This window comes from Foetidibacter luteolus (assembly GCF_009650435.1).
Classification (GTDB): domain Bacteria; phylum Bacteroidota; class Bacteroidia; order Chitinophagales; family Chitinophagaceae; genus Foetidibacter; species Foetidibacter luteolus.
In genome coordinates this window covers 15,873-35,250 of sequence record NZ_VVIP01000030.1, presented here as the reverse complement: position 1 = coordinate 35,250, position 19,378 = coordinate 15,873, and the positions used below count along the sequence as shown (strand labels likewise).

Sequence of the window (19,378 nt, the reverse complement as noted above, 5' to 3'; positions counted from 1 at the left end):
TTTAGCCTGGCAAAGCCGGTGTGTGTAAGCCATTTTTCACAAATCCTCCCTTTAGGGCTGCCAATTGTTGCGGCGCTAACACTGGCCATCTTAGATTAATTAACATTTTGCTGCGTTGGGTTCCTTGTTGAGTAAAGTGTTAAAGTACAAGAGTGCGACGCAAGTAAAGCTCAATCTATGTTCCTGCTGCCGGGCCCATAAAAGTCTTTTGCGTTAATCACCTGCCCGATATTTTCATAATTTTCAACACTGGCTTTATGGCTGATCGAATATAAATCTTTACCTTTTGCTGCCAGTAAGTGTAAGCCGGCATTATCTTAACAGTTATGGGTTGCCTGCCTGCACATTTGTAAACACCTGAAATACATCAAAACGATTACCATGAACAGAAGATCTTTTTTAGCCAATGCTGCTGCCGGGCTTGCCGCTTCCGGTTTTCTTGCTTCTATTCCCAAATCTATTCTTGCCATGCCGGGTACAAAAGATATTGATATGCTGCTCGGCTTTCAGTCTTATGTTTACCGTAATGAGATTGGCGCCAAACCAGTGGAAACCATGAAAACGTTGGCGGGTTATGGTTACAGGAATGTGGAATGGTGCAGCCCCAAAGGCTACCAGGGCCCTTTTGCCCCGCTGGATAAATACTCGGGTGCGGAGCTGAAAAAGCTTACCAACGATTGCGGGCTGCAAACTACAAGTTGCCATTTTACCTGGAAAGAAATTACTGACGATGCAAGCCTGGCTGAACGTATTGAGTTTGCCAACCAACTGGGCCTGAAACACATGGTTTGCTCCGGTGGCCTGATGGCTAAAACGGAGGATGAAGTAAAGAAACGCTGCGACCAGATGAACCATGTGGGCGAACTGGTGGCACAAGCGGGCATGGTTGCAGGCTATCACAACCACAACGGCGAGTTTGACGAAAAATTCAATGGCAGGCCGCAATATGATTTGATGCTGGAACACCTTAACCCGGAATTGGTAAAACTGCAGTTCCAGGTGGCGGCGATTACCTCTGGCTATAAAGCGCAGGATTACTTCCGAAAATTCCCCGGCCGTTTTATCTCGGCACACCTGCAGGACTACAGCCCATCTGACCATAAGAAAGAAGTAGTAATGGGCACGGGTATAGTTGACTGGCCAGACTTTTTTGCCGCCGCGAAGACTGCCGGGCTTCAATACATTTTTGTTGAAATGGAATCTGACCCAACCGTTATGCAGGGCTGCGCGGAGTACATAAAAAAGTTATCGTAATAAATAATTGCCCTTTGTAACAAACCGCGGCCTGGCCGGCTAAACCCAGGCCAGGCCGCGGTTTATATTGCCTTCTGATGAATGTCAAAACAACCATGCCTTCATGTATCCGTAAGTCTTCCCTTACTATAATACCTGTTTACTTGCTGCTAATTTTAAATTCCGCAAACCCACGTTTAAACAGCGCATACCCATTACGCTTATCACAATTTATTCTTAAAAATTTTTCAAAAAAGGCGATGACCTTACGCCTCGTGGTACGATGTATATAAAACAATAACGTGCTACCCTGACTGCTGTGCTGAATTACACCGGTATTGAGGCTCGAACCAGGCCCCGAATAGCTCAACACCATGTTTGCTTTTTGCCCGCAGAAAGAATGGTAACCCTGCTTGTTTTATTTTATTCCTCACACATAAACTCAGTCAAATGAAATCCTTCTACCTTGTACCTCTTATGGTATTGCTTGCTGTGTGCAATAAACTGAAGGCTGCCGAAACAGAGCCGAACAATACCTCTGCCCAGGCCAGTACCCTTAGCTTAAACGGAAGCAACACAGGAAAAATAAGTTCTTCCACAGATGTGGATTGGTGGAAAGTTACCACCACAGGCAACGGTAAGTTAGATATTACCCTTAAGCCCAATAATAAGTTTACCTGGCTTTACCTGTACGATGCCAATGGTACCACTGTACTGGATTCAAGTAACTCAAACACAAGTTTTACCAGGAGTACAGATGGGCTGGCAGCGGGCATTTATTACATTAAAGTAAGAACAGTTACCGCTTCTGATACTACCAGCTATACCATATCCAACACACTTACTTTACCAGCCCAGGCTAACGATGTTGGCGTAAACGATACAAAGGCCCAGGCGCTTACCCTGGCACAAAACAGCACAAAAACAGGCCATCTTGGTTATTATTACAATAATAAGCGGGATACAGCCGATTGGTATAAGATAACCACCACAACAACCCGCTATCTCAGGATTAAGCTTACCCCAGCCAACGGCCAGCCGCTGAATGTTACGCTGTATACATCTAATGGCACATCAATTATTAATTCGGCTACCAGTGCCAACGTAACGCTGAATACGGATGGACTGCTGCCTGATACTTACTATCTTAAACTAAAATGCCAAAGCACCAGTGGCTTTGCGCCTTATACACTAACAGATAGTACGTATACCCCAAAATCAGACACGCTAACGCTGCCTGTAAATTATGTTGAAAAAAGTAAAATTGCCACTGCAGGCGCTGTAAGGTGGTGGCGCTTAAAAACAAGCTCTGATGGAAAACTGTCCCTTACACTTACCCCTTCGGCAGGCAAGTATATGTGGATATACCTGTACGACAGGAATGGCACTACCTTGCTAAACTCAAGCTACTCAAGCAGCAAGTTTACGCAAACTACAGACGGGCTGGCTGCCGGAACTTACCTGGTGAAAATTAATTCTTACTACCCTGCCGATACATCCAGTTACATACTCGCCGATACATTACGCAGCCCGGCACAGGCTAATGATGTTGAGCCCAACGATACCAGGGCACAGGCGCTTACCTTGAACCTCAACAGCACCAAAACAGGCCATGTAGGTTACTACTATAACAACAAACGCGATACGGCAGACTGGTATAAGGTAACCACTAACGCAAACGGCCTTGTAAGGCTGAAGCTTACACCTCACAACGGTTACCATGTTTGGGCATATTTGTACGATAATAACGGAACAACATTGCTGAAATCAGGCTACTCCACTACTACTTTTTATGTTGACATGGATGGTCTTGCCGCCGGCACCTATTACATTAGGGTAAATTGTTACTACAATAACCAGTTTGCACCTTACACCCTAACTGACAGCTTGCTTAAGCCCACGCAGGCCAACGATGTAGAACCGAATGATACCAGGGCACAGGCGGTTAGCCTTGCGCTTAACGGTACTAAAACAGGGCACGTTGGTTATTACTACAATAATAAGCGGGATACAGCCGACTGGTATAAGATTACTACAACAGCCGATGGTTTGGTAAAACTGAAACTTACCCCACATAACGGCTCTTACTTATGGGCCTACCTGTACGATAATAACGGAACAACCCTGATAAACTCAGCCTATTCCAACGCCGCTTTTACTATGAATACAGATGGGCTGGCAGCAGGCACCTATTATGTAAAAGTTAACTGTTACTATAACAACCACTTTACGCCTTACACGCTTACAGACAGCTTATATACGCCGGCCCAGGCCAACGATACAGAGCCAAATGATAACAGGGCCCAGGCACTTACCCTGGCAGTTAACAGCACTAAAACCGGCCATGCGGGATATTATTACAACAACAAGCGGGATACTGCCGACTGGTATAAAGTTACTACCACATCCGATGGCATGGTTAAGCTAAAGCTTACGCCGCATAATGGGTCTTACCTGTGGGTGTACCTGTACGATAATAACGGTACCACTTTGCTAAACTCAGCCTATTCCAACGCTGCATTCAGCATGAATACAGACGGGCTTGCAGCAGGTACTTATTACCTTAAAGTAAACTGTTACTATAACAACCAGTTTACACCTTATACGCTAACAGACAGCCTTTACCTGTACCCGTATGCCAACGATGCAGAGCCTAACAACAAGCCATACCAGGCTTTAACAATGGCTGCTAATACAACAGTTACCGGCCACACTAATTTTTACTATAAACTGTTGAAAGATGGGGAAGACTGGTGGAAACTAAACTATACCGGCACAGGCAGCCTTAAGTTTACGTTTAACCTTGCAGCTAAAAAGGTAAATAGTGTTATTCCTTATGTTTGGTTGTATGTTTATAAAGATACTGCCGCCGCACCCGTTTATTCAGGTTACTTTAATACAGCGTCTAATGTAATTAACCTTACATCGCTGGCAAAAGCTAACTACTATATTAGGGTTGTACCTTACTATAATACTGATTGGACAGCCTATTCCATAGTTAACTCATTTACCGCGGGTGCGCCGTTGATAGTAACTGCACCACCTGATGACAATGTTGAAATAGCGTTACAGCAGGATGATGTAAGGTTGTTTCCTAATCCCGCTACCACACAGTTCCGGGTACAGTTTAGCGGCAATCCACGAAGCTTTACATCCATAAGCCTCAGGGATGCCGGTGGCCGCCAGGTATGGTCACAGGCCAACACAATGCTTTCGTTAAAAAGTAATGGGCTGGATGTAAATGTAGCCTCTCTGCAGCCTGGCATCTATTTCCTTACGTTGGTTACTGCCGGTAACCAGGTAATTACCAAAAAAGTGGTGGTTAGCAAGTGATAGTAATTATTTCCCTCCTTATTTAGAAAAAGAGGCCACGCATTATGAGTGGCCTCTTTTGCTTTTATTACAGGATAGTTACGGGCTATCGGGTTTTGTTTTATTAGAGGTTCAGGGGGTGTCCCTCGTGCCTCGGGCCGGGCTTTCCGCTACTACTCCGGCACAAGGCCCTGCGGCGAAGGCCTCACCGGGGTAGCCGCTTCAATCCCTCACCCGAAGGTGCAGCCTCTTGCATTTCTGTATAACTTTAAAAATGTAAACGCAGTCATTAATAAGAGCTGTGTCTTTTTCATGTTGTTTAATGATAAAGGGTTAAAAAATAATGGCGCAAAATTGCTGTTCAGTACGGCTGTTTGCAATACAACAACTGATGAGTTGAGAGAACCAATGACGGAATTGGTGAATAGAGGGGGTGAGCAAATCTGCTTTGCTTTTTAAAGAATATGCTTGCAGACCAGACCCGCCCCATTGGCAAAACTGTAAGTATCTGAATACGGAAGAAGTGAATGGGATGTTGTTGGGTAAGAAGTGAAAGCAGTCAGTAAATTTTTTAAGCTTTATGCTTTAACGCTTATGTCTTATTTCTTGCCACCTTCGTCATTCTAAATTTTCCAATTAAAATTTAATGCTTCGCACTTTGGGCAATTCAAATATTCCCGGTCGAGCTTATCAAAATCACAGCGATTGCATTTTCCATAACTAACATTAATATGGGTAACAATAAATTTAGCATCCTGGTGGTTTACTTTGTAATCTGCCATCAGGCATTTAACTGTCCTGATGGCAGATTCTAGTTTCATTTCCGACAGTCGGAGCTTGTCAGTTTGAGAGAATACAGGAACTTCAATTCCTTCTTTTGGGAAGCAATTTTTACACTTAACTATCATATTTGTTCTAACTGGCAGCAAATTTTAGTTATGCTGGTTTCTTCTGCTATGCGTTTTTTGAAACACTGGTTATCCCCGGTTTTCTCAACCGTCAATTAAAATACCAGTTGGCTGGTCACCTGTAAATTCGATGGTAACCTGGTGATTTAAATCATGAATTGTGTCAAAAGCCATTTCCCATATCAGCGGTTTGTTTTCCAGTCTCGGAATAACAACACATACAAGCCGAAACTCGTGATAGAAATCAGTGATTAGAAAATCTTCTTTCCAGTTGCGGAATTCGTCTTCAATCAACGGCTTTATTTTTTCAACATATTGTTTAAAGTTTGCCTGCAAGTCACGATAGAAATTTCTTTGGATTTCTGTAGGGCCTTCATTGTTTGCATGAATCAGGTATTCTGTTTCATTGTTGGTAGGAGCAAAATATCCTCTTCCTTCAAAGTAATTCTTTGAAGCATCGTTGAAATCCATAAAGCGGAGTTCCCCGAAAAAATCATCCTGAATTTTTACAGGCTTCTTAAAAAGACCGAATAATCCCATAAACAAACATTATTTATTAGTAAGCTTTCTAAAGTTTTTGCAACAGGTGTTCAGCGTATTGGCCTAACTTTTTAAATAGTTCTACGTCTTCTTCTATTTCGGTATAGTGCTTTCCTAAAACTTCTTTCTTATTTCGTGTATCTGTTAATCTTCCGGCTTTAATGATAATCCTGATTTTTTCTTTTTCGTTCGCATCAAGAGTTGTTATGTCAACAGTTTTAAGCCGGTCTATCACCTTTTCTCTGTACTGGATATTTTTATCTTCCTCTTCTAATAATAACCTGTTCATAACGCCATGAATTTCGTCTGGATATGGAGATGAAAAAGCAATATTGATCATTTCATCGGTAGTAGGCCTGGGCGAAAGCAGCATCAGGTTATAATACAGGCCCCTTTCTCTATCTACCATATATTTAAGCCAATACTGGCCAGACCTTTTATCCAGGTATTTTTCTGTCCATCCGTGTCCTGTTGTTTCAACAAGAGTAAGGTTTGAGAGAAATTCTTCAGCAATTCCCAAAATGCCAAAGAATTTTTTGTCGGTTACAAAGACTTTATCCTGCACTTCCATCGCCGGGGTATCTGCATCTATTGGAATGGGATAAGCCATTGACTGGTTTATGTTAACCAGTGATTCGGAAGAACGCTTCTTTTTTAAAAAGTCAAATATTCCCATACTCTTTTTTCTTGCGTTGCATCTGCCAACAACTTAGCTATTAAGGTTTGTGATGACAAACATTTTAAAAATAACAATTATTGCCCGGAAATAAATGTAAAGCACTGTAACGATCCTTCTACCCGGGCTAAAAAGCCCCATAGCGAATCCAACCGCACAAGAGTGCGACGCAAGTAAAGCCTAATAAACTTCCTGCCGCCGGGCCCATAATATTCTCTGAAAAGATGAGGCGTTAGCCTAATTTTAATGCCATTGGTTAAAAACGCTCAATGCCTTATTTTTGAAGACTAACCAAGATTGCTCACTTACGTTAAAACACAGCACATGTTACAATCAAACAAAGCTTCTCGCAGAAGGTTTCTGCAACAAATAGGCGCTACGGGTTTGCTGGCGGCTACTTACCCGCTTAACAACCTGGCCGCAAAAGAAAAGGCCGAAGAACGTACCCTGTTTTATGAAAGGAACATAGCCTCTACCGACAAAATACGGCTGGGTGTTATTGGCTTTGGCATACAAGGCCATCTTGACTTGCAGACTGCCCTTAAGGTGCCCGGCGTTGAATTGGCCGGCATTTGCGACCTATACACCGGCAGGATTGAAAATGCGAAGGAGATGTTTGGCAGCAGCATGTTTGTTACAAGAGACTACAGGGAGTTACTGGAGAAAAAAGATATTGACGCCGTTATTATTGCAACCACCGATTGCTGGCATGCCCGCATAACACAGGATGCGTTGGCCAAAGGCAAAGCCGTGTATTGCGAGAAACCTATGGTGTACAGCATTGGCGAAGGCCCTGAAGTAATTACTGCCCAACAGAAAGCCGGCAAAGTATTGCAGGTGGGCAGCCAGCGTGTAAGCAGCATTGGCCTGGCAAAAGCAAAGGAACTGCTGGCAGCAGGGGAGATTGGTAAACTAAACATGGTAAACGCGGTAAACGACAGGCAAAGCTCCATAGGTGCATGGGAGTACACCATACCTAAAGATGCCAATGCTGCCACTACCGACTGGGATACATTTATTAAGGTGACCGAAAAAATGCCTTACGACCCCAAAAAGTTTTTCTGGTGGCGGGCGTTTAAAGAAGTGGGCACCGGCGTGGCGGGAGACCTGTACATACACCTGCTAAGTGGTACGCATTTTATCACCAACTCCAAAGGCCCTGAAACCATTTACAGCAGCGGGCAGTTTAGCTACTGGAAAGATGGCCGCAACATGCCGGACGTAATGGCCGGTGTTATGCAATATGGCGATACGCCGGAGCACCCGGCTTTTCAGCTAACATTGCAGGTTAACTTTATCAGCGGCACGGGCGGTAGCGACCTTACAAGGTTTGTAGGCTCTGAAGGAACCATTGATGTGAAAGGCAACGACATTATAGTCAAACACAGCATTATGCCCCAGGCACCCGGCTTTGGCGGTTATGATTCTGTATTCACTTTCTCCAAAGGCCTGCAGAGTGAAATGCAGCAGGAATATGATGCGAAGTGGACGGAGGCGCAAAAGAAAAGACCGGTTAAAGAGGATATTGTATTTAAAGCGCCACAGGGTTACAGCGACCACCTGGACCACTTCACCAATTTCTTCGACGCGGTACGTACCAACAAACCGGTTATTGAAGATGCCACTTTCGGCTTTAGGGCAGCAGCTCCGGCGCTGGCCTGTAACGAAAGTTATTTTCAAAAGAAAATCATCCAGTGGGATCCCGTTGCTATGAAGCTGGTGTGAGAAAGCATAACAGTTTGAGCTGTGAAGTACGAAGTACGTCGGGTAACTGCGTTGTATATCTGCCATCAGATATTTAAGTACTTCGTACATCTAATTTCGTATTTATATTATTGGGCGCCTCCCAAGCTATCGCAAGGGGCCGGGCAGAACTTTGTTCGCAACCTTCGTTAAAGCAACATTCAGTTGCTTTTCTTCGCTTGTGCTCGTACTCCGGCACAGAAGCCCACACATATAGCCCTCACCGGGTATCCGCTTCAATCCCTCACCCAAAGTGCTGCACGCTGCTTCTTTATCCTGCCAGGCTTTGTGCAGCAGGCAAATGAGAATGTACAGCCTTACCTGATGTTGCGTTTTTTGAATGTTACTTTTAAAGCTGTTTTGAAGCTTTAATCTTTTCAATGAGGCCTGTGGTAGAATAACCATCGAGAATGGGATTGATAACCACCCTGCCCCCATATTCCATTACTTCTTTGGCGCCGGCAATTTGTTCTACGGTATAATCTCCGCCTTTAACTATAACATCCGGTTTAATGGTGGTAATAAGGTTTAGAGGGGTGTCTTCTTCAAATATTACCACGGCATCAACAATAAGTAAAGAAGCTAAGATTAAAGCCCTGCTGTGTTGGTTATTCAACGGGCGTGTGGGGCCTTTAAGGCGTTTGGTGCTGTCGTCTGAATTGAGCCCTACAATGAGTATATCCGCTTCATTGGCTGCCTGTGATAAGGAAAATATATGCCCTTCATGTAAGATATCGAAGCAGCCGTTGGTAAAGGCAACCTTTTTGCCGGTAAGCCGCCAGCCTGTTAAAACGTGCAGCAATTGTGGAAGTGCGAATATTTTATGAGGTATGTGTGCGGCGTTCTTCATTTTGATTCTTCTTTGATAAGGTCAGTGCTATATAGGCCAGGGTGCCAAAAATAATTGTAAATATAAACTGCGCTACCCATAAAATCCAGCCTAATGCCAATCCTATAATTTCATTTACGTTATAAAAAATCAATGTTTTTTGAATGGCCCAAGGGTAAGCCCCCAGCCCTCCCGGGGCAATTATAATTCCAAAAGTTCCAAAAATCAGCAGGGTAGTGGCAGTTGTTATGCTTAGGGATGATGTTTCAGACAAAGCAAAGCATCCAATCCAGGTTGACATGATATAGCAGCACCAGATAAGTATGGTGTAAACAAAAAACAGCAGCTTATTCTTTACTTTTTTTATGCTTACAAGGCCCTCCCACATGCCGCTGAGAATTTTGGAGATAGCGGCGCCCCATTTTGTTTTTCGAAAGGTCTTTACAAGAAAAAAAAGAATAATAACCGCCAACAAAACCACTACTGCCGCAAACCACTTGTTACCGGATTTTTGGGCAATTTCATCTATGTATTCCTGAATTTTATTGTATTCTGCAAAGAAGATGAAAACACATAAGGCAGCCAGGCTTAATAAGTCTGTAACCCTTTCCGCTATTATTGTGCCCACCAGTTTTTCCATGGGCACTTTATCTTTCCGCGCAATAACAGAACACCGGAGTATTTCCCCGGCCCGTGGTATTAGCTGGTTGCCAATATACCCTATGAGGATGCTGTATAAAAGGTGCAGTATTGGGGGATTATACCCCATTGGAACAAGTATTTGCTTCCAACGCAAAGCCCTTATATAGTGGCTTAAAAGAAGTATGGCAAAAACCGGGATGATAAGCCAGAACCTTGCACGTTGCAAGGCTGCCTGAATATCTGCACGGTCCTGGGCAGACAGCCCCTTTAAAGACCACCACAGCAGGAAGCCGCCGATGCCAAACCCAATTACGTATTTAAGAATGGTAGTGAGAATTTTTTTCATCTACGCGCAGGTATTGAAAGCAATTTAGGTAAGAACATGCAATCAATACATGAATTAAAGTTTATTTCCTTCCCTGGGAAATACGATTACCGGCTTAAAGGTTTTGGCTTCTTCAAAATCCATAGTGGCGTAGGAAATAATAATTACCACGTCGCCCACAGCGCCTTTGCGTGCTGCCGGCCCGTTTAGACAAACGGTGCCACTGCCCCTTTTACCTTTGATGATATAAGTTTCCAGGCGTTCGCCATTGTTTACATTCACCACCTGAATTTTCTCGTTCTCAATAAAGTTGGCCGCGTCCATCAGGTCTTCGTCAAGCGTAAGACTGCCTACATAATTCAGGTTGGCTTCTGTTAAAACCGCCCTGTGAATTTTTGATTTTAATATTTCTATTTGCATAGCGGCGCAAAGTTAGTAGTTGGTTATTAAATGATACTGTTAATGTAAGCAGTAAACCGGCTTGCAAAATACATAACAGGTTACACTTTCGGGTGAGGGATTGCAGCGGTTACCCCGCTGAAGGCTTTGTGCGGCGGCTTTGTGGCGGAGTAATAGCGGAAAGCCCGACCCGAGGTACGAGGGGCACCCCCTATAAAATCTTCCTATGGTTTGCCATGCGGCAAACCATAACGGTCGGAATCAGTTTTATTGCAGCAGTAAATTATCAATCAGCCTTACTCCATCAATAAAAGCGGCGCATACCGCAACCATTTCAGCATGTGGTTGCCATTCTTCTACAGGCTGCAAATTGTTTGCGTGGCAAATGGTTATATAATCAACCTTTTCAAAGCCGGCCTGCATAATCTTGTTTTTAGCCTGCTGTTCAAGGGTGGCAACTGGCATTAAACCAATATTCTCCTTTATATATTTAAGCGCTTCATATATAGCGGTAGCTTTTTCTTTCGCTTCATCGCTAAGCCGCATATTCCGGCTACTCATGGCCAACCCGGATTTTTCACGCAGGGTAGGGGCTATAACAATTTGTGTGGAGAAATTTTTCAGTTGGGCAAGTTTCTTAATTACCATGCATTGCTGGTAATCTTTTTGTCCTAAAAAAAGCAAATGCGGCTGTACGATGGAAAGCAACCTGTCCATAATACGGCACACCCCCTGGAAATGGCCGGGGCGGTATGTGCCTTCCAGTATATTTTCTAAATGCCCCAGGTTATAGTGTTCGCCATTTTGCAGCCCGCTGGGGTACATTTCCTGAACGGAAGGTAAAAACAGTATATCTGTACCCTCTGTTTCCAACAGTAAAATGTCTTTTTCGATAGTTACAGGATATTTTTCGTAATCCCGGGGATCGTTAAACTGGGTTGGGTTAACAAAAATGCTGCAGATGGTTATATCTGCCTGGGCTTTGCTAAGTCTTATAAGAGAAGTGTGCCCGGCATGCAAGGCCCCCATAGTAGGCACGAAACCGGTTTTACGGCCGGCAGCCTTTGCCTTTTCCAGGTAATTGAGAAGTTGTTGGCAGGTCTTAAAAACAATCATACAAGTTGTTAAACAGACGCGGTAAACTGGAAAACAATTGATTTTACAACCGTTTTCTGTAACTTTGCCCACTATTTTTTTGGTTATAAGCTAAAATTCTGCATAAGAATGTCAACAAAGAAAAGAATTTTATTCATTGCTACGGAAATGTCTCCCTACCTGGAACTAACAGAATTTGCGGAGATTGTGAACAGGCTGGCAATAAAAAGTAATGATACGGGGCTGGAAGTTAGATGTATTATGCCGCGTTTTGGCGTGATAAACGAAAGAAGGCACCGCCTGCATGAGGTAGTAAGGCTTTCCGGTATCAATGTTTCTGTTGATAATGACGATTACCCTTTGCAAATTAAGGTGGCGTCTTTACCTAATGCCCGCCTGCAGGTGTACTTTTTAGACAATGAAGATTTTTTCAGGCGCAAACATGTGTTTACCGATGAGAATGAAGAATGGTTTGATGACAATGGTTTGCGTACTATATTCTTTTGCAAAGGCGCCCTGGAAACAGTAAAAAAATTCGGGTGGCCACCAGACATTATTCACTGTAGCGGCTGGATGACAGGCCTTATACCCATGTACCTGAAAACGGCATATAAAAAAGAACCTGTATTCTCTCACAGTAAAGTTATCTTCACCATAGGGCAAAACACTTTTAAAGAAAAGCTTGGGGCTGACTTTGCGGAAAAGGCAAGCATCCACGCCAACATTAAAGAAAAAGACCTTGAGCCCTACAAAGAAGCCAACAATACCGCTCTATTTAGAGGTGGTGCTGCCAATGCCGATATTATCACTTTTGGCGCTGAAAAAGTGGATAAAAAGCTTACAGAAGAATTCTCAAAAGTAAAGGGCCGCAAGGTTGTTCCCTTTGCAGGCTGGGAAAGTGATTTAACAGAGTATTTAGATTTGTATCACGAGCTTGCGATGAAGTAGTTTAACCACGAATTAGTATTGAGTGAAACAGAATTCCCTTATTGCGTTAACGCTGTTGATATTCGTATTTACGGCCTGTACAAAAATTACCACAACTTCCATAGGCACAGGCCTTATTCCACCGGTTGATGGCATTACTACAAAGGATACAAGCTTACTTGTAAGCGCTAAAAATTTTCTTGATTCTATTCCCCGTATTATAAAGGGAGACGATTACGTAGTGGGCTACGCCAATGACCCTGTGTTTGGTGAAACAGAAGCCAAAATAAACCTGGAAATAAAGCCTGGCTCTTACCCGTTTAGTTTTCCTGTTTCAAAAGATAGCCTTACCATAGATTCTGTAGTATTGGTATTAAGCTACAAAGGCGCCTGGGGAGACTCCCTGCTGCCTGTCGCACTCCGCGTACACGAAATATCTTTAACCGATACCTTAAAAAAGGACTCTTCTTACTTAACCAGCCGTAACTTTCTTACAGCAGGCGAGCTTACTACCGGGCCAACACTTATAGATGTACGCAGGCTGAAGGATTCTATCAAAGTTTTCCAGGATTCCGGTATCAATATGATCCGCATAAAACTGAGCAATACATTTGGCGACAGGCTGAAAAGCTATACCTCAGCCAATCAATACCTTAACGATTCTGCCTTCAGAAAAAACTTTGCCGGTTTTCAAATAACGGCAGATCACGCCCCGGGTAATGCGCTTATAAGGGTTGGGCCTTTTGACGATAACACCAAGTTGGCTATTTATTACAGGCACAAGAGCACAACCGTTGCCGATAGTATGGTACAGGCAGTAAGCTATTTTAGAACAAGCAGCAACAGTGGCTCTGCCAATTACATACACCGTGAAAGATCTGCTGAAATAAAAAATGTGCTTGCATCCGCAAATGTGGAGGATTCGCTGCTGTACCTGCAAACTTCTCCCGGTGTTTCTGCAAAAGTTAAAATACCTGGTTTAGCGGGGCTTGCAAACGCGGTTATACACCGTGCGGAGTTGGTTATGGAACAAGTGCCTTACGAAACTAATCCTAATGTAGACAAAAGCTTTGTGCCACCGGCTTTGATGCTGGCTGCGGATAACCCGGATTATCTTACCGATTCAACAGGAAGGTTTATAATTCCCGGCACGGTTGATTTTTCCAGCGGCGCTGCCAATCTTAGCCAGTTTGGGGTAACGGCACGTCCTAAAATAAATAGCGGTGGCGCTACTACCGGGTATCTTTACAATTTTGATATTACCCGTTATGTACAGGGGGTTGTAACACAAAAAGATCCTACTTACAGTCTAATATTGTATGCGCCTTACAGCGAGTACATATATCCTACCAAAACGAATAAAACACAAGTTCCGCTGGCTAACGGGGCCTTTAATACAGTGGCCATTGGCCGTACACGGCTGGGTGGTGGTAATAATTCTTCTTACAGAATGCGGCTACATATTGTATATTCGCTGCTCTGATAATTAATTAAATAATTTTGCAAACCCTATATTTGCACCCGTAAAAAAACAATTATGCCTTACCTATTTACATCTGAAAGTGTGTCTGAAGGACACCCGGATAAAGTGGCTGACCAAATTTCTGACGCACTTATTGACAACTTCCTTGCTTTTGATCCTGAAAGTAAAGTGGCCTGTGAAACACTCGTTACAACCGGCCAGGTAGTTTTAGCCGGTGAAGTAAAGAGTAAAGCATACTTGGATGTTCAGGAAATAGCACGTGGCGTTATACGGAAAATTGGCTATACCAAGAGCGAATACATGTTTGAAGCCAATAGCTGTGGTATATTATCGGCCATCCACGAACAATCATCAGACATTAACCAGGGCGTTGATAAAAAGAAAAAGGAAGAGCAGGGTGCTGGCGACCAGGGTATGATGTTTGGTTACGCTACCAATGAAACTGAAGATTATATGCCGCTGGCTTTAGACCTGGCACATAAAATACTGCAGGAACTTGCTGCTTTAAGAAGAGAAAACAAACAGGTTAAATACCTGCGCCCTGATGCGAAAAGCCAGGTTACACTGGAATACGATGATAATAATGTTCCGGTACGCATTGATGCGATAGTGGTTTCTACCCAGCATGATGATTTTGATACAGAAGAAAAAATGCTGGCAAAAATTAAAAAAGATATTGTTGATATCCTGATTCCCAGGGTAAAGAGCAAGTATAAAAAATACGCCAAGCTGTTTAACAGCGATATTAAATACCACATTAACCCTACAGGAAAGTTTGTAATTGGCGGTCCCCATGGCGATACTGGTTTAACCGGCCGCAAGATTATCGTTGATACTTACGGCGGTAAAGGTGCGCATGGTGGTGGCGCTTTCAGCGGAAAAGATCCCAGCAAGGTTGACCGTAGCGCAGCCTATGCCACCCGCCATATAGCTAAAAACCTGGTTGCCGCCGGTGTTTGCAGCGAGGCGCTGGTACAGGTTTCTTACGCAATTGGTGTTGCCCAGCCCATGGGTATCTATATAAACACCTACAATACCGCGAAAGTTAGCCTTACAGACGGTGAAATAGCTAAGATAGTGGAAGGCATTTTTGACATGCGCCCTTATTTTATTGAGCAGCGCTTAAAACTGCGCAACCCTATTTACAGCGAAACCGCAGCTTATGGCCACATGGGCCGTAAACCTGAAGTGGTTACCAAAGAATACAAATCCCCTGAAGGAAAAGTGATTAAGAAAAAAGTGGAACTGTTTACCTGGGAAAAACTGGATTATGTGTCCAAAGTAAAAAAGGCTTTCGGAATTAAATAAAAAATCAACTTTTTATATAAAGGCCACCATTTTTGGTGGCTTTTGTTTTTTACATACGTTTCTAAGCCGGGTAGGAACAATGTTGTAAATGTTGTAGCAGGGGCGGCTAAAATATACAGGCGGAAGTTATGGGCAAAAAAAAGGGTCTTCTGTAGAAACAGACGACCTCTAACGATTGCTTGCCATATGAAAAAGTTCGAAATATCTTATTTGGAGCAAAAACTTCTTATCAAATCCTCAATTTTCTTCGTTTTTGCTTTCTTATGTAAAAGTAACACACTAAATAGCCGGGATAAAATCAAAAATTATGTCATTTAATTATTTTCAACCATTTAAAAGTCTCTGAAAGGCTTGTTATTACTGGGTTCAAGAAAAAAAACAATATGATGCCCAACATCTTTGGGATGGTTGATTTTTTAGAAATTTGTAAGAAAAAGTTAAGGAAATTTTTTGGGTTTATTGTATAAACGCTTATTTTCGTTTACCCTTTTAGCGAAAAAAAGGGCCTTCTGTAGAAACAGACGACCTCTAACGATTGCTTGCCATATGAAAAAGTTATAGAAATCTTGTTTAGAAAGCTTTCTTCAATTTTGGCCTTTAATGATTGCTTATCTCTCCCTCTCTCTTGATTGCTTGCCGTATGAAGTTTTTCGTAACTCTCTGGTGTAAAAGTAACACATTCGGTTGCACAGCAATTACAAATTTTTACCGGTTTTACTTATCCCAAAACAAGAATAATTTACTGTAATCCTTTGTACTATTGGGTTTTAGCGTAAAACAAACATGATGCCCAAACTGCTTCATACCCTGTTTTCTACATGTTTCCTGTTACTTTTTTGTTGCAGGAAAATGTAGTTTAAGTTTTGCGGTAGTAGTAAAAAGGAGGCAGTATGGTTGATTTCTTCGATTTGCTCAGCAGAATTCCCTAACGTTGAAGTGAGTGACACAACAGGCGATGCCATGAAACCCCCAAAGCCGGTATCCAAAAAAAATTAGCCGGGCAAAGCCCGGTAACAAAAACTTAGCGGTTATTTTTTGTTTGGCGCAGCTAATTTTTTTAAATTCAGTAAATAAAAAAACGGTTGCACTATGATTAAATTTAATGAAATCAAAATCGGCGATTATGTTATCGGCGAATACGAAGGCCAAAAATGGGAGGGTGAAGTTACCCGCCTTAATGGCGACGAAAAACAGGTGTGTGTAGAAACAGATGTACAGGAGTTCTGGTTTGAGCCTGAACATCTTTACCCCATACCGCTTAGCGATGAAAGCCTGCAGGCGCTTAATTTTACCCGGGAAGAATTTCCTGACGGCAGCGTTAAGTACAAGAAGGGCTCTTTCAGAATTTCCATTGACAAAAAAGATGATTTTTCCAGTGTGGAGCTGTGGTACCGCGAAGACCGCAGGCACCACCCGGATGTACATTATGTGCACCAGTTACAAAATCATTATCTGCAAATGACGAAAATACACCTTACAAAAGAGGTGCTGGCATAAGCCAAACTGCGCAGTTTATTCTATCCCTACCTTATTGACAAGGCGGCTTATTAGCCGCCTTGGTTATTTAGCGAAAGTATTTTTTTCTCCAGCATGGCAAGCCTTTCTTCCAGCAGGTCCTCCTTAGGGGCAATTCGATAGTGAAAAACATGGCATATTTCCCATAACTGTACTATGTGTGCAACAGGCAATTCAATACTTTCTAATGCGTCATAATCCGCTGCAAGGCGTATTATGTCATTGGCCGGGGATACCGATACCCTTCTTAAAATAAATTTTTCCTCTGTTTGCACCAGTGCCACTGCCGTTGGTTTTAGCAAGGCGTATTCAACGGGCGGCACCAGCCGGCCAAAAACAATATCTTTCGGAAAAAATCCTTTGCCCTGGCTCGTCAGTTCAAGCCCGGTTACGGTAAAGGCAATCACGCCATCCGTACTGTCTAACGGCAGTTGAATATGCGGAAGCCTTTCTGTAAAAGTTTTATTGCTGTATTGGTGCAGGTAATCTGTTTGCAAGGCTTCTGTAATACAGGGTATTTGTGCAAATTCTTTCAGCCGCAAACCTTCGCTGTTAACAGTAATGTGGTCATTAAAGTGCAGCAAACGGTTTACAGTAAGTTCGCTGGTAAGCAGTTCGTCAATGCTTATATTAAAATAGTGGGCAATGGTAATTATGGTTTCAATTTTAGGGTTACTGCGGCCCTCTTCGTATGCGCCAAGTGTAGCCCGCTGTAATCCAAACAATTCAGCAAAAGCCTGTTGGCTTAAACCTTTTACATTGCGGAGCTTTTTTATATTTTTACCGAACATTTCTTTAACTTTTTGCAAATAAAATTTGCATATTAAACAGGATTTACTATTTTTATGCTCGTTAAATTAGCTAATTAAACAATAAAGCTAATAATAATTGAATTAACGGCAATTAAATTATTACTAAAAGGCAATTGATTAATTGAGGAATGATATATTGCAGCCAACCCTAAACACTAAAAAAACATGCTCGAAAAATTGTACAGGTTACTGAAAGAACTTGCCGGTTTTAACCGCAAACCAATGCCCGTTTTTGCAACGCATCGCAAAGCTATATTTAATCACAGCTCCCATGAAAACAGGTCCTGCCGTGATTATGCTTAGCAAAGAAACAAGAGGAGATAAAAGATAGGGCGCCTGCCGAAGGCACCGGGCTATCCGCTGCTACTCCGCCACAAAGCCATGGCACATGGCCTTCAGCGGGGTATCCGCTTCTATCCCTGGCGCTTACGTGCCGCAGTACAATAGTACTTAGCAGGCTGTAATGAATCAGCCAATTGCACTACCCATAAACAATGTATAAACAATGCCGGATATGAAAGATTACTTTAACCTTGTAAAAAGTTACCTGCTGCAGCTTCAAATGGAAATTAGGCATGAGAACAGGCAGCAAGGCATACTGGTAGTAAATAATGTAGAAGAAGGCATAGTGAATCTTATTCTATGCGTTGCCCCGCCCATCCTCATTTTTGAGCAGTACATTTTCGAAATAAGCGGCTCGCCCAATGGTGTTTACAAAGCTTTACTGCAAAAGAACAGGGATATTATTCATGGCTCTTTTGTGCTGGACGAAACGGGTGCCAGGGTAATTTTCAGGGATACGCTGCAGATTGAAAACCTTGATATCAACGAGTTTGAAGCAACCCTCAACTCACTTAGCCTGCTGCTTAGCGAATACGCGGGGCAGATTATTAACTTCTCTAAAAAACATACAGTATGAATTTCTTAAAAAGATTGCTGAAAATAGGGGAAGCAGAAGTGCATGCCTCGCTGGACAAGATGGAAGATCCCATCAAAATGAGTGAACAGGCCATCAGGGATATGAGGCAGGACCTGGAGAAAAGCCTGGAAGCACTGGCCCAGGTAAAAGCCATGAGCATTCGTGCAAAAAATGAAGTAGAAGAATACAATAGCAAGGCTGCTGATTACAGCCAGAAGGCCATTCTGCTGCTTAAAAAAGGCCAGGCTGGCGAGTTGCCCGCTGCTGAAGCGGAAAGACTGGCCAAAGAATCCCTGGTTAAGAAGGAAGAGGCTGCCGGCCAGTCAAAGCGTGCAGCAGGTGAAAAAGAAAAATTCGACCTGAATGTGTTGCAGATGGAAGTGAATGTAAAAACCATCCGGCAAAACATCAGCAAGTGGGAAAATGAGTTGAAAACGCTTAAGGCAAGGGTTAAGGTAGCCGATGCCACCAAAAACCTTAACCGCCAAATGGCAGAAATTGATAGTCATGGCACGGTTTCCCTGCTGGAAAGAATGAAAGAAAAAGTAATACAGGAAGAGGCCCTGGCAGATGCTTACGGAGAAATTGCCAACGCCTCCCGTTCGGTTGACGCTGAAATTGACAAAGCCATTAACCTGAACGAGTCTAAGGCTGAAAACGAACTGGCTTTGCTAAAAGAACAATTGGGCATTAACCCCGCTTAAATACTACT

Annotated in this window: 16 protein-coding genes; 9 read left to right on the top strand and 7 right to left on the bottom strand. The window is 43.0% G+C overall.

Annotated elements, in window-relative coordinates:
- Positions 1–381: 381 nt before the first annotated feature.
- Positions 382–1,254, top strand: coding sequence for a sugar phosphate isomerase/epimerase family protein (locus F0364_RS08400; protein WP_153797327.1), 873 nt, complete (start codon positions 382–384; stop codon positions 1,252–1,254).
- 429 nt (positions 1,255–1,683) lie between these two features.
- Entirely contained in the window at positions 1,684–4,566 is a 2,883-nt protein-coding gene (locus F0364_RS08395; RefSeq protein WP_153797326.1) for a T9SS type A sorting domain-containing protein, read from the top strand.
- Positions 4,567–5,537: 971 nt separating this feature from the next.
- Here F0364_RS08395 and F0364_RS08390 read toward each other — a convergent pair.
- On the bottom strand, positions 5,538–5,993 hold the full coding sequence (locus tag F0364_RS08390; protein ID WP_153797325.1) for a hypothetical protein: 456 nt from the start codon (positions 5,991–5,993) through the stop codon (positions 5,538–5,540).
- 28 nt (positions 5,994–6,021) lie between these two features.
- Positions 6,022–6,669: a hypothetical protein gene (locus F0364_RS08385; RefSeq protein WP_153797324.1), complete on the bottom strand. Its 648-nt coding sequence runs from the start codon at positions 6,667–6,669 to the stop codon at positions 6,022–6,024.
- A gap of 324 nt (positions 6,670–6,993) precedes the next feature.
- On the opposite strand from F0364_RS08385, the gene F0364_RS08380 reads away from it, so the two are divergent.
- Positions 6,994–8,394, top strand: a complete 1,401-nt coding sequence (locus F0364_RS08380; protein ID WP_153797323.1) for a Gfo/Idh/MocA family protein — start codon at positions 6,994–6,996, stop codon at positions 8,392–8,394.
- Between the two features lie 367 nt (positions 8,395–8,761).
- Here F0364_RS08380 and rfaE2 read toward each other — a convergent pair whose 3' ends face one another.
- From rfaE2 to panC, 4 genes are all read right to left on the bottom strand, one after another.
- Positions 8,762–9,262 (bottom strand): D-glycero-beta-D-manno-heptose 1-phosphate adenylyltransferase, encoded by a 501-nt coding sequence (gene rfaE2, locus F0364_RS08375; protein WP_153797322.1) that lies wholly within the window; start codon positions 9,260–9,262, stop codon positions 8,762–8,764.
- The gene (locus F0364_RS08370) at positions 9,234–10,229 is read right to left on the bottom strand and encodes a lysylphosphatidylglycerol synthase transmembrane domain-containing protein (protein ID WP_153797321.1); all 996 of its coding nucleotides are present in this window, start codon (positions 10,227–10,229) and stop codon (positions 9,234–9,236) included. The genes rfaE2 and F0364_RS08370 overlap by 29 nt, the downstream gene beginning before the upstream one ends.
- A gap of 54 nt (positions 10,230–10,283) precedes the next feature.
- Positions 10,284–10,628: an aspartate 1-decarboxylase gene (gene panD / locus F0364_RS08365; protein WP_153797320.1), complete on the bottom strand. Its 345-nt coding sequence runs from the start codon at positions 10,626–10,628 to the stop codon at positions 10,284–10,286.
- A gap of 246 nt (positions 10,629–10,874) precedes the next feature.
- Positions 10,875–11,723, bottom strand: a complete 849-nt coding sequence (gene panC / locus F0364_RS08360; RefSeq protein WP_153797319.1) for a pantoate--beta-alanine ligase — start codon at positions 11,721–11,723, stop codon at positions 10,875–10,877.
- A gap of 108 nt (positions 11,724–11,831) precedes the next feature.
- Between panC and F0364_RS08355 the strand changes: the two genes are divergently transcribed.
- The 4 genes from F0364_RS08355 (at position 11,832) to F0364_RS08340 (ending at position 16,917) form a co-directional block, all read left to right on the top strand.
- A complete protein-coding gene (locus tag F0364_RS08355) occupies positions 11,832–12,650 on the top strand; it encodes a glycogen/starch synthase (RefSeq protein WP_153797318.1) in 819 nt (272 codons plus the stop codon).
- A 22-nt stretch (positions 12,651–12,672) separates the two neighbouring features.
- Positions 12,673–14,112, top strand: coding sequence for a DUF4270 family protein (locus F0364_RS08350; RefSeq protein ID WP_153797317.1), 1,440 nt, complete (start codon positions 12,673–12,675; stop codon positions 14,110–14,112).
- 54 nt (positions 14,113–14,166) lie between these two features.
- Complete coding sequence (gene metK / locus F0364_RS08345; protein WP_153797316.1) at positions 14,167–15,420, top strand: methionine adenosyltransferase; 1,254 nt, start codon at positions 14,167–14,169, stop codon at positions 15,418–15,420.
- A gap of 1,089 nt (positions 15,421–16,509) precedes the next feature.
- Positions 16,510–16,917 (top strand): hypothetical protein, encoded by a 408-nt coding sequence (locus tag F0364_RS08340; protein ID WP_153797315.1) that lies wholly within the window; start codon positions 16,510–16,512, stop codon positions 16,915–16,917.
- Between the two features lie 50 nt (positions 16,918–16,967).
- Here F0364_RS08340 and F0364_RS08335 read toward each other — a convergent pair whose 3' ends face one another.
- Entirely contained in the window at positions 16,968–17,744 is a 777-nt protein-coding gene (locus F0364_RS08335; RefSeq protein WP_207632572.1) for a helix-turn-helix domain-containing protein, read from the bottom strand.
- Positions 17,745–18,261: 517 nt separating this feature from the next.
- Between F0364_RS08335 and F0364_RS08330 the strand changes: the two genes are divergently transcribed.
- Together F0364_RS08330 and F0364_RS08325 are read left to right on the top strand one after the other, a co-directional pair.
- Positions 18,262–18,666 carry a type III secretion system chaperone family protein gene (locus tag F0364_RS08330; protein ID WP_153797314.1) on the top strand — a complete coding sequence of 135 codons (405 nt, stop codon included), beginning with the start codon at positions 18,262–18,264 and terminating at the stop codon, positions 18,664–18,666.
- Complete coding sequence (locus tag F0364_RS08325; RefSeq protein WP_153797313.1) at positions 18,663–19,370, top strand: PspA/IM30 family protein; 708 nt, start codon at positions 18,663–18,665, stop codon at positions 19,368–19,370. The genes F0364_RS08330 and F0364_RS08325 overlap by 4 nt, the downstream gene beginning before the upstream one ends.
- Positions 19,371–19,378 lie beyond the last annotated feature (8 nt).

Coding starts and splice junctions, on each gene's coding strand:
- F0364_RS08400 (WP_153797327.1), top strand. CDS start 382: ATGAACAGAAGATCTTTTTTAGCCAATGCTGCTGCCGGGCTTGCCGCT.
- F0364_RS08395 (WP_153797326.1), top strand. CDS start 1,684: ATGAAATCCTTCTACCTTGTACCTCTTATGGTATTGCTTGCTGTGTGC.
- F0364_RS08390 (WP_153797325.1), bottom strand. CDS start 5,993: ATGGGATTATTCGGTCTTTTTAAGAAGCCTGTAAAAATTCAGGATGAT.
- F0364_RS08385 (WP_153797324.1), bottom strand. CDS start 6,669: ATGGGAATATTTGACTTTTTAAAAAAGAAGCGTTCTTCCGAATCACTG.
- F0364_RS08380 (WP_153797323.1), top strand. CDS start 6,994: ATGTTACAATCAAACAAAGCTTCTCGCAGAAGGTTTCTGCAACAAATA.
- rfaE2 (WP_153797322.1), bottom strand. CDS start 9,262: ATGAAGAACGCCGCACACATACCTCATAAAATATTCGCACTTCCACAA.
- F0364_RS08370 (WP_153797321.1), bottom strand. CDS start 10,229: ATGAAAAAAATTCTCACTACCATTCTTAAATACGTAATTGGGTTTGGC.
- panD (WP_153797320.1), bottom strand. CDS start 10,628: ATGCAAATAGAAATATTAAAATCAAAAATTCACAGGGCGGTTTTAACA.
- panC (WP_153797319.1), bottom strand. CDS start 11,723: ATGATTGTTTTTAAGACCTGCCAACAACTTCTCAATTACCTGGAAAAG.
- F0364_RS08355 (WP_153797318.1), top strand. CDS start 11,832: ATGTCAACAAAGAAAAGAATTTTATTCATTGCTACGGAAATGTCTCCC.
- metK (WP_153797316.1), top strand. CDS start 14,167: ATGCCTTACCTATTTACATCTGAAAGTGTGTCTGAAGGACACCCGGAT.
- F0364_RS08340 (WP_153797315.1), top strand. CDS start 16,510: ATGATTAAATTTAATGAAATCAAAATCGGCGATTATGTTATCGGCGAA.
- F0364_RS08330 (WP_153797314.1), top strand. CDS start 18,262: ATGAAAGATTACTTTAACCTTGTAAAAAGTTACCTGCTGCAGCTTCAA.
- F0364_RS08325 (WP_153797313.1), top strand. CDS start 18,663: ATGAATTTCTTAAAAAGATTGCTGAAAATAGGGGAAGCAGAAGTGCAT.